The sequence below is a fragment of the Enterobacter sp. J49 genome (genome assembly GCF_002148625.1).
Lineage (GTDB): Bacteria > Pseudomonadota > Gammaproteobacteria > Enterobacterales > Enterobacteriaceae > Enterobacter > Enterobacter ludwigii.
In genome coordinates this window covers 115,954-134,056 of the sequence record NZ_MWPY01000015.1, presented here as the reverse complement: position 1 = coordinate 134,056, position 18,103 = coordinate 115,954, and the positions used below count along the sequence as shown (strand labels likewise).

Annotated in this window: 13 protein-coding genes; 7 read left to right on the top strand and 6 right to left on the bottom strand. The window is 56.2% G+C overall.

The genetic code is table 11. The features are described 5' to 3' along the window. The first annotated feature begins 94 nt into the window (after nt 1-94). Both macA and macB read left to right on the top strand, forming a co-directional pair. Complete coding sequence (gene macA, locus BJP35_RS01940) at nt 95-1,210, top strand: macrolide transporter subunit MacA (protein ID WP_020884838.1); 1,116 nt, start codon at nt 95-97, stop codon at nt 1,208-1,210. Beyond that, nucleotides 1,207-3,147: a macrolide ABC transporter ATP-binding protein/permease MacB gene (macB, locus tag BJP35_RS01935; protein WP_086462874.1), complete on the top strand. Its 1,941-nt coding sequence runs from the start codon at nt 1,207-1,209 to the stop codon at nt 3,145-3,147. Before macA ends, macB begins: the two co-directional genes overlap by 4 nt. 70 nt (nt 3,148-3,217) lie before the next feature. Here macB and cspD read toward each other — a convergent pair whose 3' ends face one another. Further along, nucleotides 3,218-3,439, bottom strand: coding sequence for a cold shock-like protein CspD (gene cspD, locus BJP35_RS01930; protein WP_008499993.1), 222 nt, complete (start codon nt 3,437-3,439; stop codon nt 3,218-3,220). Nucleotides 3,440-3,706: 267 nt separating this feature from the next. Here cspD and clpS point away from each other — a divergent pair, with 267 nt between their 5' ends. The 3 genes from clpS to BJP35_RS01915 all read left to right on the top strand — a co-directional run bounded on the left by clpS (nt 3,707) and on the right by BJP35_RS01915 (nt 7,157). Further along, the gene (clpS, locus tag BJP35_RS01925; protein WP_006174393.1) at nt 3,707-4,027 is read left to right on the top strand and encodes an ATP-dependent Clp protease adapter ClpS; all 321 of its coding nucleotides are present in this window, start codon (nt 3,707-3,709) and stop codon (nt 4,025-4,027) included. A gap of 28 nt (nt 4,028-4,055) precedes the next feature. After that, on the top strand, nt 4,056-6,335 hold the full coding sequence (clpA, locus tag BJP35_RS01920; RefSeq protein WP_020884836.1) for an ATP-dependent Clp protease ATP-binding subunit ClpA: 2,280 nt from the start codon (nt 4,056-4,058) through the stop codon (nt 6,333-6,335). A gap of 375 nt (nt 6,336-6,710) precedes the next feature. After that, on the top strand, nt 6,711-7,157 hold the full coding sequence (locus tag BJP35_RS01915; protein WP_086462873.1) for a hypothetical protein: 447 nt from the start codon (nt 6,711-6,713) through the stop codon (nt 7,155-7,157). A 70-nt stretch (nt 7,158-7,227) separates the two neighbouring features. Here the strand turns inward: BJP35_RS01915 and infA are convergent, their stop codons facing one another. The 5 genes from infA to trxB all read right to left on the bottom strand — a co-directional run bounded on the left by infA (nt 7,228) and on the right by trxB (nt 13,052). Continuing rightward, on the bottom strand, nt 7,228-7,446 hold the full coding sequence (gene infA / locus BJP35_RS01910) for a translation initiation factor IF-1 (RefSeq protein WP_002211347.1): 219 nt from the start codon (nt 7,444-7,446) through the stop codon (nt 7,228-7,230). A gap of 284 nt (nt 7,447-7,730) precedes the next feature. After that, a complete protein-coding gene (gene aat / locus BJP35_RS01905; protein ID WP_014169362.1) occupies nt 7,731-8,435 on the bottom strand; it encodes a leucyl/phenylalanyl-tRNA--protein transferase in 705 nt (234 codons plus the stop codon). 46 nt (nt 8,436-8,481) lie between these two features. Beyond that, on the bottom strand, nt 8,482-10,203 hold the full coding sequence (gene cydC, locus BJP35_RS01900) for a cysteine/glutathione ABC transporter ATP-binding protein/permease CydC (RefSeq protein WP_086462872.1): 1,722 nt from the start codon (nt 10,201-10,203) through the stop codon (nt 8,482-8,484). Beyond that, nucleotides 10,203-11,969 carry a cysteine/glutathione ABC transporter permease/ATP-binding protein CydD gene (cydD, locus tag BJP35_RS01895; protein ID WP_047742459.1) on the bottom strand — a complete coding sequence of 589 codons (1,767 nt, stop codon included), beginning with the start codon at nt 11,967-11,969 and terminating at the stop codon, nt 10,203-10,205. Before cydD ends, cydC begins: the two co-directional genes overlap by 1 nt. Before the next feature lie 114 nt (nt 11,970-12,083). Further along, entirely contained in the window at nt 12,084-13,052 is a 969-nt protein-coding gene (trxB, locus tag BJP35_RS01890; RefSeq protein WP_025204565.1) for a thioredoxin-disulfide reductase, read from the bottom strand. A gap of 544 nt (nt 13,053-13,596) precedes the next feature. Here trxB and lrp point away from each other — a divergent pair. Then, complete coding sequence (gene lrp, locus BJP35_RS01880; protein WP_000228469.1) at nt 13,597-14,091, top strand: leucine-responsive transcriptional regulator Lrp; 495 nt, start codon at nt 13,597-13,599, stop codon at nt 14,089-14,091. A 135-nt stretch (nt 14,092-14,226) separates the two neighbouring features. Further along, a complete protein-coding gene (gene ftsK / locus BJP35_RS01875) occupies nt 14,227-18,057 on the top strand; it encodes a DNA translocase FtsK (RefSeq protein WP_086462871.1) in 3,831 nt (1,276 codons plus the stop codon). Nucleotides 18,058-18,103: the final 46 nt, after the last annotated feature.

Below are 18,103 nucleotides of genomic sequence, written 5' to 3'. Positions count from 1 at the left end.
AATTGAGGCGATTTCGGTGCGCGGGGGTTTCGTTGAGGAGTCGTTTAGATAGAATCAACGTTTATAATTGCCAGAACATTTATTTGGAATATTTATGAACCTCAAGGGAAAACGCAGAACGTGGTTTCTGCTGCTGGCGGTAATTGTTATCGGGGGAGGGTTCTGGCTATGGCAGATCCTGAATGCCCCTGTACCACAGTATCAAACACTGATTGTCCGTCCGGGCGAGCTGCAGCAAAACGTGCTGGCGACGGGAAAACTGGATGCCCTGCGCAAGGTTGACGTGGGTGCACAGGTAAGCGGTCAGTTGAAAACGCTGTCGGTTGAGATTGGCGACAAGGTGAAAAAAGGCCAGCTGCTGGGCGTTATCGATCCTGAGCAGGCGCAAAACCAGATCCGTGAGGTGGAAGCCACGCTCATGGAACTGCGTGCCCAGCGTGCGCAGGCGCAGGCTGAGCGCAACCTGGCCCAGGTAACGTTAACGCGTCAGCAGGCGCTGGCCAAAACGCAGGCCATCTCGAAACAAGATTTAGACACGGCTGCCACCGAGCTGGCGGTTAAGCAGGCGCAGATCGGGACTATCGATGCGCAGATCAAGCGCAACCAGGCCTCGCTGGATACGGCCAAAACCAACCTCGACTATACGCAGATTGTGGCGCCCATGGCCGGGGAAGTGACTCAAATTACCACGCTGCAGGGGCAAACGGTGATTGCGGCGCAGCAGGCGCCCAACATTCTGACCCTGGCGGACATGAGCACCATGCTGGTGAAAGCCCAGGTCTCAGAGGCGGATGTTATTCATCTGAAGCCGGGGCAGAAAGCCTGGTTTACCGTCCTCGGCGATCCTCAGACGCGTTATGAAGGCGCGCTAAAAGACATTCTGCCGACGCCGGAAAAAGTGAACGATGCCATCTTCTACTATGCGCGCTTCGAGGTACCTAACCCGCAGGGCGTGTTGCGTCTGGACATGACCGCACAGGTGCACATTCAGCTTACTGGCGTGAAAAATGTGCTCACCATTCCTCTCTCTGCGCTGGGTGAATCCACCGGCGAGAGCCGCTATAAAGTGAAAGTGCTGCGCAACGGCGAAACGCGTGAGCGAGAAGTGGTCATTGGTGCGCGTAATGACACTGACGTGGTGGTGGTCAAAGGGCTGGAAGAGGGTGAGGAGGTTGTCACCAGCGAAAGCCTGCCCGGAGCCGCTAAATGACGGCGTTGCTTGAGCTGAATGACATTCGTCGCAGCTATCCGTCGGGCGATGGCCCGGTTGAGGTGCTGAAGGGGATCACCCTGCGCGTCGAAGCGGGCGAGATGGTGGCGATTGTCGGTGCGTCCGGCTCCGGTAAATCGACGCTGATGAATATTCTCGGCTGTCTGGACAGACCCACCAGCGGCACCTATCGGGTGGCTGGAATGGATGTTTCCACGCTGGACGGTGACGCGCTGGCAAAACTGCGGCGGGAACATTTCGGTTTTATCTTCCAGCGTTACCATCTGCTCTCTCACCTGACGGCGGCGCAGAACGTCGAAGTGCCGGCGGTCTATGCCGGCGTCGAGAGGAAAAAACGCCTTGAGCGCGCCCAGATGCTGCTGACGCGTCTGGGGCTGGCGGAGCGGGTGGAGTACCAGCCTTCGCAGCTCTCCGGCGGCCAGCAGCAGCGTGTCAGTATCGCACGCGCGCTGATGAACGGCGGTCAGGTGATCCTCGCAGATGAACCGACCGGGGCGCTCGACAGCCATTCGGGTGAAGAGGTGATGGCGATCCTTCACCAGCTTCGCGATCAGGGGCATACGGTCATCATCGTTACCCACGATCCGCAGGTGGCTGCACAGGCCGAGCGCATCATTGAGATCCGCGACGGAGAGCTGGTCAGCAACCCGCCGGCGCGACACGCCCGGGCGGCGGCACCGAAAGAAGTCCTGCCGGCGTCAACCGGCTGGGGACAATTTTCCAGCGGGTTTCGTGAGGCGCTGACCATGGCCTGGCTGGCGATGGCTGCCAACAAAATGCGCACCCTGTTGACCATGCTGGGCATCATCATTGGTATCGCCTCGGTGGTATCGATTGTGGTCGTGGGCGACGCGGCCAAACAGCTGGTGCTGGCGGATATTCGGGCCATCGGGACCAACACCATTGATGTCTATCCCGGCAAAGATTTTGGCGATGACGAGCCGCAGTATCAGCAGGCGCTGAAGTATGACGATCTGGCGGCTATCCAGAAGCAGCCGTGGGTGAATTCGGCCACGCCGGCGGTCTCGCAAAACCTCCGTCTGCGGGTAGGCAATGTTGACGTTGCTGCCAGCGCCAACGGTGTCAGCGGCGATTACTTTAACGTCTATGCCATGACCTTCAGCGAAGGTGCCACCTTCAATGCCGAGCAGTTAGCGGGCCGGGCGCAGGTGGTGGTGCTTGACGCCAACTCGCGCCGGCAGCTCTTCCCCAATAAAACCAACGTGGTGGGCGAGGTTATCCTGGTCGGAAACATGCCTGCGACGGTGATTGGCGTGGCGGAAGAGAAACAGTCGATGTTTGGCAGCAGCAAGATCCTGCGCGTCTGGCTACCCTATACCACCATCTCCGGGCGGATTATGGGGCAGTCCTGGCTGAACTCCATCACCGTTCGCGTGAAGGAGGGCTACGACAGCGCGCAGGCCGAGCAACAGCTGGAACGGCTGCTGACGTTGCGTCACGGGAAGAAAGATTTCTTCACCTGGAATATGGACGGTCTCTTGAAAACGGCGGAAAAGACCACACGTACTCTTCAGCTGTTCCTGACGCTGGTGGCGGTGATCTCGCTGGTGGTTGGCGGTATCGGGGTGATGAATATCATGCTGGTATCGGTCACGGAACGTACCCGGGAGATTGGCATCCGCATGGCAGTCGGTGCCAGAGCCAGCGATGTGCTGCAGCAATTTTTGATTGAAGCGGTGCTGGTGTGTCTGGTGGGCGGCGCGATGGGCATTGCGCTGTCGATGATGATCGCGTTTGCTCTGCAGCTTTTTTTACCCGGCTGGGAGATTGGTTTCTCGCCGGTGGCCATTCTTACCGCATTTTTGTGTTCGACTTTTACCGGCATTTTGTTTGGCTGGCTGCCTGCCCGCAATGCGGCGCATCTGGATCCTGTGGATGCGTTGGCTCGCGAATAGGCTGAAAATAAAAATGCCAGCCGATCGGGCTGGCATTTTGACGGCGGGATGTACACAATAAAACAGAGAGCTATGCGACCGTTTCTGCTTCAATGGGTACGATCAGGCTTGCATGATTGCCTTTTGGTCCCTGGTGTACATCGAACCGGACGGACTGCCCGGCTTTGAGCGTTCTGTAACCATCCATCTGAATGGTGGAATAGTGAGCGAAGATATCCTCGCCGCCGCCTTCGGGGCAGATGAAGCCAAACCCTTTGGCGTTGTTGAACCACTTAACAGTACCCATTTCCATGCTTCGACATCCTTCGTAAATCTTATAAGTTAAGATGGAATGAACCGGTGGTGGAGTGGGGGCTGTTCAAAACCTCGCCATCTCACGCTTGTACAATTTAGAGAAACGAAAGAAGTCGTCAAGCGTTTGGCGCTTGAGATGGGACAATAATCAACCAAAGTTTGAAGCAGTTAACGCTATTGCAACAGTTTGTGACAGACATCGCGGATGACAGTAATAGATGATTGTTATCTAACATCTGAGGTAGATTCAAAGTGGTTATGCAAAATGGGTAAGACCAACGACTGGCTGGATTTTGACCAGCTGGCGGAAGATAAAGTGCGTGACGCGCTAAAACCGCCATCTATGTATAAAGTTATGTTAATGAACGATGATTACACGCCGATGGAATTTGTTATTGACGTGCTACAAAAGTTCTTTTCTTATGATGTAGAACGTGCAACGCAACTGATGCTTACCGTTCATTATCGTGGCAAAGCTATCTGCGGCATCTTTACCGCCGAAGTGGCGGAGACCAAAGTCGCGATGGTGAACGATTATGCGAGGGAGAACGAGCATCCGTTGCTGTGTACGCTGGAAAAGGCCTGATAAGGCATAAAATTTGGGGGAGGTGCCTATGCTCAATCAAGAACTGGAACTCAGTTTAAATATGGCTTTCGCCAGAGCGCGTGAGCACCGACATGAGTTTATGACCGTCGAGCATTTACTGCTCGCACTGCTTAGCAACCCATCTGCCCGCGAAGCGCTGGAAGCCTGCTCCGTGGATCTGGTGGCGCTACGTCAGGAACTCGAAGCCTTCATCGAACAAACCACACCGGTGCTGCCAGCCAGTGAAGAAGAGCGCGACACGCAGCCGACGCTCAGCTTCCAGCGCGTGTTGCAGCGTGCGGTATTCCACGTCCAGTCTTCCGGACGTAGCGAAGTGACGGGCGCAAATGTGCTGGTCGCCATCTTCAGCGAGCAGGAGTCACAGGCTGCCTACCTGCTGCGCAAACATGAAGTCAGCCGACTCGACGTGGTTAACTTTATCTCTCACGGAACGCGTAAAGACGAGCCGAACCAGGCATCGGATTCCAGCAATCAGGTCAATAACAATGAAGAGCAAGCAGGCGGGGAGGATCGTATGGAAAACTTCACCACCAATCTCAACCAGCTTGCTCGCGTTGGCGGTATCGACCCGCTGATTGGTCGCGATAAAGAGCTGGAGCGCGCGATCCAGGTATTGTGCCGTCGCCGCAAGAACAACCCGCTGCTGGTGGGTGAATCTGGCGTCGGTAAAACCGCGATTGCCGAGGGTCTCGCCTGGCGTATTGTGCAGGGCGACGTACCGGAAGTGATTGCCGATTGCACTATCTACTCGCTGGATATTGGCTCGCTGCTGGCGGGCACTAAATACCGCGGCGATTTTGAAAAACGCTTTAAGGCGCTTTTGAAACAGCTCGAGCAGGACACCAACAGCATTCTGTTTATCGATGAGATCCACACCATCATCGGTGCCGGTGCGGCCTCGGGTGGCCAGGTGGATGCCGCTAACCTGATCAAACCGCTGCTCTCCAGCGGTAAGATCCGCGTGATTGGTTCCACAACCTATCAGGAGTTCAGCAACATCTTTGAGAAAGATCGTGCCCTGGCGCGTCGTTTCCAGAAAATCGATGTGACTGAACCCTCTGTTGAAGAAACCGTGCAGATCATCAACGGTCTGAAACCGAAGTACGAAGCGCACCACGATGTGCGTTATACCGCCAAAGCGGTGCGTGCGGCGGTGGAGCTGGCGGTGAAATACATCAACGATCGTCATCTGCCGGATAAGGCTATTGACGTGATTGATGAGGCAGGGGCGCGTGCGCGTCTGATGCCAGCCAGCAAGCGTAAGAAAACCGTTAACGTGGCGGATATCGAGACCGTGGTGGCCCGTATCGCGCGTATCCCTGAGAAGAGCGTTTCTCAGAGCGACCGCGACACGCTGCGCACCCTTGGCAATCGCCTGAAAATGCTGGTCTTTGGGCAGGATAAAGCCATTGAGGCGTTAACCGAAGCCATCAAGATGGCCCGTGCCGGACTGGGGCATGAACATAAGCCTGTCGGTTCCTTCCTGTTCGCCGGTCCGACCGGTGTGGGGAAAACCGAGGTCACGGTTCAGCTCTCCAAAGCGTTGGGCATTGAGCTGCTGCGTTTTGATATGTCCGAGTACATGGAGCGTCACACCGTCAGCCGTTTGATTGGTGCGCCTCCGGGCTATGTGGGCTTTGATCAGGGCGGTCTGTTAACCGACGCGGTGATCAAGCATCCGCACGCGGTACTGCTGCTCGATGAAATCGAGAAAGCGCACCCGGACGTGTTCAACATCCTGCTGCAGGTGATGGACAACGGGACGCTGACCGATAACAACGGGCGCAAGGCGGACTTCCGCAACGTAGTGCTGGTGATGACCACCAACGCCGGTGTACGTGAAACGGAGCGCAAATCTATCGGCCTTATCCATCAGGATAACAGCACCGATGCGATGGAAGAGATCAAGAAGATCTTTACGCCGGAGTTCCGTAACCGTCTGGACAACATCATCTGGTTCGATCACCTCTCTACCGAGGTTATCCATCAGGTAGTGGATAAGTTCATCGTCGAACTGCAGGTTCAGCTGGATCAGAAAGGCGTGTCGCTGGAAGTGAGCCAGGAGGCCCGCAACTGGCTGGCTGAGAAAGGCTACGACCGTGCGATGGGGGCCCGTCCAATGGCGCGTGTGATTCAGGACAACCTGAAGAAACCGCTGGCGAACGAGCTGCTGTTTGGTTTGCTGGTAGATGGCGGTCAGGTGACGGTCGCGCTGGACCAGGAGAAGAATGAGCTGACGTACGATTTCCAGAGTGCGCAGAAGCACAAGCCGGAAGCGGCTCACTGATTTCCTGCATTAGTCTTAAAAATCGGGCAACTCACTGCCCGGTTTTTTTATGCCTGCTCGCACCGAAACTTTGCGAGGCGCTTTCCATATTTTCATCTCACTCATTGCTGTATAAATTCACAGTCCTAGAATGGCGGCGCACCTGCAAAATCAGGTGTCAGGATTGGCGTCCTGAAAGTGTGTGAGCAGCACCATTGCTGCAGGCTTCGTTCGCCCTAAGGAAAAGGGTATAATTCTGCATCTGGCGGGCGAATCGGAAGCTTCTTTTGAAGCGCCAGTAGCACACACACTGGTACGCCAATTCCTTTTCGTCCGCCGCCAGCGAATCTGGCGTTTCCTGCGGTGGTAACTCAACGTGTGTGAAGGTATTACCCAATGAATACAGAAAACTGTTTCTCCCAGCTCTACAGCGAACTCTCCCTCAACCCCGATCTCCCGACCCTGGCCGGGCGCTGCATGCTGCTCACCGAAATTCTGCTGGACTGCAACGCCCACCCGCAAACGCAGCCCGTGTGCCGCTGTTTAGGCGCGTATCTGGAAGAGGTCAAAACCGGACTCACAGAATCAATGCGTGATTTTCAGCTAGTGGAATTTGAGGAGGACGCTGAACCACCGCGACAAAAAGCGTGGCTACTGGAAGATACCGAAACAAAGTGCGACTACTGCCGGGCAGTAAACCACGTGCTGCTGGTGTCCCATTTTGATCGGGATATGCTGCCGTACCTGACGGGATTGCTGCATGAGATGGCGCATTCCATGGCCGGGGATTTAATCACGCCGGCGCAGCCCCGCATGACAATACATCTTCCTGCCCGGCATTAAACCGTTAAATAAAAAAGGCCGGGGTTAACCCGACCTTTATATATTCATCTGCCATTACAGGCGAAAACAATTAGCGACTACGGAAGACAATGCGGCCTTTGCTCAGGTCGTACGGGGTCAGTTCAACAGTCACTTTGTCGCCCGTTAAAATGCGGATATAGTTTTTGCGCATTTTACCGGAGATGTGCGCAGTTACCACGTGACCGTTTTCCAGCTCTACGCGAAACATGGTGTTAGGCAACGTATCAAGTACGGTACCCTGCATTTCAATATTGTCTTCTTTGGCCATCTAATCCTCTGGGGTATCACTACCAAGTTTTGAACCGGCAAGATAATGCCGAAATTCATCAATTAAGTAAAGAATTGCGCGTTTAAAACGCAGCAAAATAGTTTCGGCGCATTGCCCAAGCGTCACGGTACAACCGAACGGAAAGCGCATTCGTAAAGGGGATACAACAGGATAAACGTCAGGACGTTATCTGAAGCGGAGGACCCAAACGGCGGCGAGGCAACAGGCAGAACCTACTCTGCGGCATAATTATAACACCCTCACAAAAAATATGCGGAAAACATTTAGGCATTGGGCATAAAGAGCGTTCTTGGTACCCAGAAGTCTCGCGGCAGCTTCTCCTGACGGCAAACGTCCAGATGTTCTATGTAGTGACGGCGGGGGATTTCAACCGCGCCGAGCGAGGCCGTATGCTCATTGAGGACCTGGCAATCCATCAGTTTTCCGCCGCGCTGGGCAAACTCCTGGCAGAAGATCAGCAGCGCGGTTTTCGAGGCATTCACGGCACGGGAGAACATCGATTCGCCGCAAAACAGCGTCCCCTGCGCAACGCCATACATCCCGCCGACGAGTTCACCGTCTTGCCAGACTTCAATGGAGTGCGCGAAACCCAGCTCATGCAGCTGGTGATAGGCAGTAATGATATCGCGGGTGATCCAGGTTCCTTCATGACGGTCTTCGGCACAGCCTTCAATGACCTGACCGAAGGCATGATTCAGGGTGACGCGGTAGGGTGATTTCGCATGGAAACGCTTCATGCTGCGGCTCAGGTGAAACTGCGCCGGCCACAGCACGGCACGGGGATCGGGCGACCACCATAAAATCGGGTCGCCGGGTGAAAACCACGGGAAAATGCCGCGCTGGTAAGCCATCAAAAGCCGCGCAGGACTGAGGTCGCCGCCAAGGGCCAGCAGCCCATTAGGTTCACGCAGCGCTCCCTCCGGCGAAGGGAACGCGATGTTATGACGAGAAAGCTGGACCAGGCGCATGACAGCAGAACTCCAATACGCGAGTTAGGATCGGTACAAATATAGTCTACAGACGCTGTTTAAACTGGTAGTAGCGACCCTGTTTCGCCAACAGTTCTGTGTGACTACCTTGCTCAATAATATGTCCGTTGTCCATCACAATTATCTGATCAAAACTCGCCAGCCCGCGCAGGCGGTGGGTGACCATCAGCACGGTTTTTCCGGTCATAACATGGGCCAGTAAATCAAGGATTTGGCTCTCGGTTGTTGCGTCCAGCCCTTCGGTGGGTTCATCAAGCAGCATCAGTGGCGCATCGTGCAGCAACGCGCGTGCAATCGCCAGACGGCGCAACTCGCCGCCGGAGAGCTGACGACCGCCTTCCCCGAGCCAGCCGTTCAGCCCGTCGTTCTCAAGCAGTTTTTGCAGCCCAACCTGCTCCAGCATGGCGCGCAGATCATCGTCGGAGGCCTGAGGTGCCGCGAGCAGCAGGTTATCACGCAGCGTCGCGCTGAAGAGGTGCACGCGCTGCGGAACCACGCTCACGGTCTTGCGCAGCGTCTGCTCGCTGAAGTCGGTCAGCGGCGTATCGTTAAACCGAATCTGACCGTGCTGCGGATCCCAGGCGCGGGTCAGCAACTGAAGAAGGGTGGATTTACCGCAACCGGTACGACCGAGGAGTGCAATCCGCTGGCCTGCTTTAACAGACAGCGTGATCCCTTCCAGCGCGTTCTGCGCCTGTTTTTCATAGGCAAAGGTGACGTTATCCAGGGTCAGCGCAACCTGCGTCGGCACTGCGGTCTGAGCGCCGCTGAACGTAACCTCCGGCTCCTGTTCGGCAATCTGGGTGATGCGCAGGGCAGAAGCGATGACCTGCCCGAGATGCTGGAAGGCGCCCGTCACCGGGGCCAGCGCTTCAAACGCGGCCAGGGCGCAGAAAACGAAGAGAGCAATCAGAGGGCCGGGCTGGGTATTTCCACCTACACCACCTGAAGCCATCCACAGCATGGCGATGACCGCCACGCCGCCGATTAACATCATCAACGCCTGGGAGAATGCCGTGAGCTCCGACTGGCGGCGCTGGGCTTCATGCCAGTTCAGCTCAGTGCTTTCCATTTGACTGCGATAACGCGTGCTGGCACCAAAAATGGTCAGTTCCGCCTGTCCCTGCAGCCAGGATGTCAGCTGTTGTCGGTAGTCGCCGCGCAGTCGCGTCAGGTTCTCTCCGGTGGATTTACCTGCACGATAAAACAGCGGTGGCAGGATAATCAGCGTCAGCAGCATGATGCCACCCAGCGTGAGCGCAACGGGAACGTCCAGAACCGACAACCCCAGCGTGACCACCACAATCACCACAAACGCCCCCACGATGGGTGAGATCACGCGCAGGTAAAGGTGATCCAGCGTGTCGACATCGGCTACGACACGGTTGAGTAACTCACCCTGACGAAAACGCGCCAGCCCGGCAGGGGAGAGGGGTAACAGTTTGCTGAAGGTGTAAATGCGCAGGTGCTGTAGCACGCGGAAAGTGGCGTCGTGGCTGACCAGACGCTCAAAATAACGTCCGGCAGTACGCGTGATTGCGGTGCCGCGAACGCCTGCCGCCGGAAGCATATAGTTAAAGCTGTATAAACCCGCGAACCCCGCGACGGCCGAAGCGGACAAGAACCAGCCGGAGAGCGTAAGCAGACCGATGCTGGCAAGCAGGGTAATAATCGCCAGCACAATGCCCAGCAGCAGCATCCATTTATGGCGTTTATAGAGCGCAAGATAGGGAAGCAGAGCACGCATCAGATATCCTCCTGACGGTTTGCCAGCAGGGTGGCAAACGGGCCCTGCGCGGCAACGAGAGAGGCGTAATCGCCTTGCTCAACAATATGACCATTTTCCATGACCCAGATCTGATCCCAGTCAGCAATACCTTCCAGCTGATGGGTGACCATCAGGGTGGTCTGCTGCCGCGAGGCCGCATTCAGGGCATCCATGACGCGTTGCTCACTGTGTGCGTCAAGGCTCGCTGCTGGCTCGTCGAGCAGCATGAGCTGGCATGGGTTAAGCAGCGCGCGGGCAACCGCCACACGCTGGGCCTGACCGACTGACAGGCCGGCAGACTGGTCACCGACAACGGTATCGACACCCTGCTGTAGCTGCGGCAGAAACTCGCTGACCCAGGCGCGGTCGAGCACGGATTGCAGTTCATCGTCACGCGCATCCGGGCGAGCCAGCAGCACATTGTCTCGCAGCGTGGCGGCAGGAAGCTGAGGGTTTTGTCCCACCCAGCTAAGCTGTTTACGCCAGGCAAGCGGATCGAGATCGCGCAGTTCAGTTTGGTTGATCCGCAGCGATCCGGTGTAGGCCATAAAACCCGATAGCGCATTGAGCAGAGAGCTTTTCCCTGAACCGCTGATGCCTACGAGCACCACACGTTTTCCGGCCGGAAGGGTAAAGTTAAGCGGACCTGCCAGCACGTTGCCTTCAGGCGACAGAATGGAGAAATCACGCGCTTCAAGGGGAACCGGCTCTTTGGCGTTCAGCGTCACGTCACCGCGTTCCGGATGCGCCAGTGGCGTTTCCATAAACGTCTTCAGGCTGTCAGCCGCGCCCACGGCCTGCGCTTTTGCATGATAGAAGGTGCCCAGATCGCGAAGCGGCTGGAAAAATTCGGGGGCCAGTATCAGCGCAAGGAAACCGGCTGAAAGGGTCACCGCCGTGCCGTAGTGGCCAAAATCCAGCGCGCCGAGATATGAGAAGCCAAAGTAGACCGCCACGAGCGCAATCGACAGCGAGGTAAAGAATTCGAGTACGCCGGAGGAGAGAAACGCCAGACGTAACACTTCCATGGTGCGCTGACGGAAATCCTGCGATGCGAGGCGGATATTTTCAGTTTCCGCTTCACCGCGGCCAAAAATGCGCAACGTTTCCATGCCGCGCAGACGGTCAAGGAAATGGCCGCTTAAGCGACCCAGAGCCAGAAAGTTACGTCGGTTAGCATCCGCGGCGCCCATGCCCACCAGCGCCATAAACAGCGGGATCAGCGGGGCTGTGCCCAGCAGGATCAGCGCTGCCATCCAGTTGACCGGGAAAATGGCGATGACAATCAGCAACGGAACGAAGACGGCTAGCGCCATCTGTGGCAGATAGCGCGCATAGTAGTCATGCATATCGTCAATCTGCTCAAGGATCAGCGTCGCCCAGCTTCCCGCGGGTTTACCCTGGATCCACGCCGGACCGGCCTCCTGAAGGCGGTCAAGCACCTGACGGCGGATCTCATAGCGGATATGCTGTCCGGCGTGAAAACCCACGCGCTCACGCAGCCAGACCACCCAGGCACGAAGAACAAAAATCAGGATCAGGACGATAAAGGGTAACAGGAGCGCTTCGCGCGGAATGTTCTCCATGATCATGTGATTAAGAATGCGGGCCAGCAGCCATGCCTGGGCAACAATCAACAGACCACTGACAAACCCCAGAAAACGGGAGATGGTTAGCCAGCGGCGGGAAAGAACGCTTTGCTGTTTCAGCCAGCGTGTTAACTCTTGTTGACGGGTTTTTTCCATTGCGTACTTAGCAGGTGACGTTATTAGAAGTTGGGCAGCGCAATGTTACAACGGAGAGACAATAAAGGCGACTTATCGCCGCCTTTATTTACGTTTGTTACTGACTTGTAAAGATTATTTACCTTGTTCCGCCAGCCCGTCGAGGTAGCGTTCAGCGTCCAGCGCGGCCATACAGCCAGTGCCAGCAGAGGTGATCGCCTGACGGTAGATATGGTCCATCACATCGCCAGCAGCGAATACGCCAGGAATGCTGGTCTGGGTCGCGTTGCCGTGAATACCGGACTGCACTTTGATGTAGCCGTTTTCCAGCTCCAGTTGGCCCTCGAAAATCGCGGTGTTCGGGCTGTGACCGATCGCCACAAACAGACCCGCCACTTCCAGCGTTTCGACGTTATCGGTATTCTGGGTATCACGAATACGCAGACCGGCAACGCCCATCTGATCGCCCGTGACTTCTTCCAGGGTACGGTTGGTGTGCAGCACGATATTGCCACTCGCCACTTTATCCATCAGACGTTTGATCAGGATCTTCTCTGCGCGGAAGGTGTCACGACGGTGGATCAGGTGCACTTCAGAGGCGATGTTCGCCAGATAAAGGGCTTCTTCCACGGCAGTGTTGCCGCCACCGATAACCGCCACTTTCTGGTTGCGATAGAAGAAACCATCGCAGGTTGCGCAGGCGGAGACGCCGCGGCCTTTGAATGCTTCTTCAGACGGCAGACCGAGGTAACGGGCAGAAGCGCCGGTCGCGATGATCAGCGCATCACAGGTGTACTCGCCACTGTCGCCCGTCAGACGGAACGGACGGTTCTGCAGGTCAACCTTGTTGATATGATCGAACAGAATTTCGGTTTCGAATTTCGTCGCATGCTCGTGCATACGCTCCATCAGCAGCGGCCCGGTCAGGTCGTTCGGGTCGCCTGGCCAGTTTTCCACTTCCGTGGTGGTGGTCAGCTGACCGCCTTTTTCCATGCCGGTAATCAGAACCGGTTGCAGGTTAGCGCGTGCAGCATAGACCGCCGCGGTATATCCCGCAGGTCCAGAACCAAGAATTAGCAGCTTACTGTGTTTGGCCGTGCCCATGAGATCCCCATTGTTGTTGGCAGACATTTGGCTGGATTGTAGGGAATTTGTTGCCGTAAAAAAAGAGCGCAGCAATTTTGATATCGATATGTGCAATAGCCAGCGACGATGAATTAAGCGCTATAACATCACGCTTTGCGCCGAAATTCGCTCGTTTGTACGGCAATAAAATGAGGATTAATACCCTGCCGTAATGAATATCCGGCATGTTGTACTAAAAATCGATGTTTTGCTTTGACAATCCCCTGCGCTTTTGCGAAAACATTCAAGGAAGAAAAAAAACCGCGTTAACCGCATGCCGCATAGGCATGCACGTAAATGCCATTTTTACCGGGTCAGTGAAATCTACGCATGGCGTGGACAGACGCCATACGTGATATCGGTGACTGCCTTCGGGCAACGGTCTTCTTACCAACAGAACCCGAATCCGCATCGCGTCTAATACATAACCAGGCGATGTGATGACTAACGGGTACAGGCTCTGAACAGTGATGTGCACAGGGTCCAGGCAGGAGTAGGGAAGGAATACAGAGAGACAATAATAATGGTAGATAGCAAGAAGCGCCCTGGCAAAGATCTCGACCGTATCGATCGTAACATTCTTAATGAATTGCAAAAGGATGGGCGTATTTCCAACGTCGAGCTTTCAAAACGTGTGGGACTTTCCCCGACGCCGTGCCTTGAGCGTGTGCGCCGACTGGAAAGACAGGGTTTCATTCAGGGCTATACGGCTCTGTTGAACCCGCATTATCTGGATGCCTCACTTCTGGTATTTGTTGAGATTACTCTGAATCGTGGTGCGCCGGATGTGTTTGAGCAATTTAACGCCGCTGTACAAAAACTTGAAGAAATTCAAGAGTGTCATCTGGTATCCGGTGATTTCGACTACCTGTTGAAAACCCGTGTGCCTGATATGTCCGCCTACCGAAAGCTGCTGGGTGAAACCCTGCTGCGTCTGCCGGGCGTGAATGACACCCGTACCTATGTGGTGATGGAAGAAGTCAAACAGAGCAATCGTCTGGTTATTAAGACGCGCTAACACGGAACAGGTGCAAAATCAGTGTAGTTTGATTACACTCCTGTTAATCCATACAGCAACAGTGCCGGGGATACCCGGCGCTGTTGTCCGTTTTAGCAAACAGGCAGGATATGCCTGATACCTGGAGAGCCTTTCTTGAGCCAGGAATACACTGAAGACAAAGAAGTCACATTATCGAAGCTAAGCAGCGGACGTCGTCTCCTCGAGGCTTTGCTGATTGTTATTGCCCTTTTTGCCGTCTGGCTGATGGCAGCCCTACTCAGTTTCAACCCCTCAGATCCCAGTTGGTCACAAACCGCCTGGCATGAGCCTATCCATAACTTAGGCGGTGTTCCCGGCGCCTGGCTTGCAGATACGCTCTTCTTCATTTTCGGGGTGATGGCCTACACCCTTCCCGTCATTATCATTGGCGGATGCTGGTTTGCCTGGCGCCATCGTCAAAACGATGACTATATCGACTATTTCGCGGTGTCGCTGCGCCTGATTGGCGCACTGGCGCTGATCCTCACCTCGTGTGGGCTGGCGGCTATCAACGCCGATGATATCTGGTATTTCGCCTCTGGCGGGGTGATCGGCAGCCTGTTGAGTTCTGCGCTACAGCCCATGCTTCACAGCAGCGGTGGCACGCTTGCGTTGCTCTGTATCTGGGCGGCAGGACTGACGCTGTTCACCGGCTGGTCGTGGGTGAGCATCGCCGAGAAGATCGGCAGCTTTATCCTCACCCTCCTGACCTTCGCCAGCAACCGTACCCGTCGCGACGATACGTGGGTTGACGAAGATGAATATGAAGATGAGTACGAAGAGGAAGACGATGCTCCCGTTCAGCGTCGCGAATCTCGTCGTGCCCGCATTATGCGCGGCGCGCTGGCGCGTCGTCAGCGTGTTGCCGAGAAATTTGCCAACCCGCTAGGCCGTAAAACCGATGCGGCGCTCTTCTCCGGCAAACGCATGGATGAAGACGATCAGGTTGAATATCGTGCAGCCGGTGCGGCTGTCGATCCAAACGATGTGCTCTTCTCCGGCAACCGTGCCACGCCGGGAGCGTTTGATGAATACGACCCGCTGTTAAATGGTCACTCCGTGACCGAGCCGGTCGCTGCAGCGGCCACCGCCACTACGGCTTCACAGGCGTATGCCGCTCCAGCCGATGCGGTGATGCCTTCAGCACCGGTTCCACCACCCGAATCCGCCATTCAGCAACCTCAGGTGGAGTGGCAAACCGCCCCTGGCGTTCATACGCCTGAGCCGGTTATTGCGCCAGAGCCAGAGAGCTATGTTCCTGTCCAGCAGGAAGCCTGGCAGCAGCCTTATCAGCCGGAGCCGGCATATGAGCCTCAGGGATATCCGCAGTACGCGCAGCCTGCCGCACAGCCTCATCAGGAGTACGTGCCGGAGCCGATTGAACCTGAACAGCCATACGTAGCGCCTCAGCCAGAGCCTGGCGTGGTGGAAGAGGCGAAACCGTCTCGTCCGCCATTGTACTATTTTGAAGAGGTCGAAGAGCGTCGTGCCCGCGAGCGTGAACAGCTGGCGGCCTGGTATCAGCCTGTGCCTGAACCGGTGCAGGAGCCTGTAACCAAAGCACCTTCTGTTTCGGTTCCTCCGGTTGATCCAACGCCTGCCGTTGCACCTGTTGCTGAAAGCGTGAAGCAGGCTACAGCGGCAGCCGCTGCGGCTGCCCCGGTCTTTAGCCTCGCCACAGGCGGTGCGCCACGTCCACAGGTGAAAGAGGGCATTGGCCCGCAGTTACCTCGCCCAAACCGTGTTCGCGTGCCAACGCGGCGTGAGCTAGCCTCCTACGGTATCAAGCTCCCTTCTCAGCGTATGGCTGAGGAGAAAGCACGCGAGAATGAGTATGAAGATGACGTTGATGAAATGCATCAGGATGAACTGGCGCGCCAGTTCGCCGCGCAGCAGCATCAGCGCTATGGCGAAGAATACCAGCATGAAGTGCATCATCCACAAGACGAAGATGACGCGGCTGAGGCGGAATTAGCGCGCCAGTTCGCGGCCACGCAGCAGCAGCGTTATGCCGGTGAGCAGCCCGCCGGAGCGAATCCGTTCTCGCTGTCGGATTTTGAATTCTCGCCAATGAAAGATCTGGTTGATGATGGCCCGAGCGAGCCGCTGTTCACGCCGAGCGTGATGCCGGACGCTGAACCGACGCGTCCGCAGACTGCGCCAGCACCGCAAGCGTATGCACAGCCGCAACAACCGGCACCGCAGGCGTATGCACAGCCGCAACAACCGGCACCGCAGGCGTATGCACAGCCGCAACAACCGGCACCGCAGGCGTATGCACAGCCGCAGCAACCGGCGCCGCAGGCGTATGCACAGCCGCAACAACCGGCGCCGCAGGCTTACGTGCAACCGCAGCAGCCACCACAGCCGCCGCAGTTCCAGCAGCCTCAGGCACAGCCGCAGGAGAGTCTCATTCACCCGCTGCTGATGCGTAACGGCGACAGCCGTCCGTTGCAGCGTCCAAGCACGCCTCTGCCGTCGCTGGATCTGTTAACCCCACCGCCGGCTGAAGTCGAGCCGGTCGATACCTTTGCTCTTGAGCAGATGGCTCGTCTGGTGGAAGCGCGTCTGGCGGACTTCCGTATCAAGGCTGATGTAGTCAACTACTCCCCAGGGCCGGTGATCACTCGCTTCGAACTTAATCTGGCACCAGGCGTAAAAGCCGCGCGTATTTCTAACCTTTCCCGTGACCTGGCGCGTTCTCTGTCGACCGTGGCGGTGCGTGTTGTAGAGGTTATTCCGGGTAAACCTTATGTTGGTCTTGAACTGCCGAATAAGAAACGTCAGACCGTTTACCTGCGCGAAGTCCTGGATAACGCGAAGTTCCGCGATAACCCGTCACCGCTGAGCGTGGTTCTGGGTAAAGATATTGCGGGCGAGCCGGTGGTGGCCGATCTGGCAAAAATGCCTCACCTGCTGGTGGCAGGTACCACCGGCTCCGGTAAATCCGTCGGTGTGAACGCCATGATCCTCAGCATGCTCTATAAAGCGCAGCCGGAAGATGTCCGTTTCATCATGATCGACCCGAAAATGCTAGAACTGTCGGTCTATGAAGGTATCCCGCATCTGCTGACAGAAGTGGTTACCGACATGAAAGACGCGGCCAATGCTCTGCGCTGGAGCGTTAATGAGATGGAGCGTCGCTACAAGCTGATGTCTGCGCTGGGCGTGCGTAACCTTGCCGGTTATAACGAGAAAATCGCCGAGGCGGCACGGATGGGCCGTCCGATTCCGGACCCTTACTGGAAACCGGGCGACAGCATGGATGCTCAACATCCGGTGCTGGAAAAACTGCCTTACATCGTCGTGCTGGTGGATGAATTCGCTGACCTGATGATGACCGTCGGTAAAAAAGTGGAAGAGCTGATTGCACGTCTGGCGCAAAAAGCGCGTGCGGCTGGCATCCACCTGGTTCTGGCGACGCAGCGTCCGTCTGTGGACGTCATTACGGGTCTGATCAAAGCGAACATTCCAACCCGTATCGCGTTTACCGTATCGAGCAAAATTGATTCGCGTACTATTCTCGACCAGGGTGGCGCGGAGTCGCTGCTGGGTATGGGGGACATGCTTTACTCTGGCCCGAACTCCACCTCTCCGGTGCGTGTTCACGGCGCATTTGTTCGCGACCAGGAAGTTCACGCCGTGGTGCAGGACTGGAAAGCGCGCGGTCGACCGCAATATGTTGATGGCATTACCTCCGACAGCGAAAGCGAAGGCGGCGGTGGTGGCCTGGACGGCGGCGAGGAGCTGGATCCGTTATTCGACCAGGCGGTTAACTTCGTCACCGAAAAACGTAAAGCCTCTATCTCGGGTGTGCAGCGTCAGTTCCGCATCGGCTACAACCGCGCAGCGCGCATCATCGAGCAGATGGAAGCGCAGGGCATTGTGAGCGAGCAGGGGCACAACGGTAACCGTGAGGTGCTGGCGCCGCCCCCGTTTGATTGACCTTCAGTGATTGCAAAGAAGGGTAAATCAGCCAAAATTAAGCATT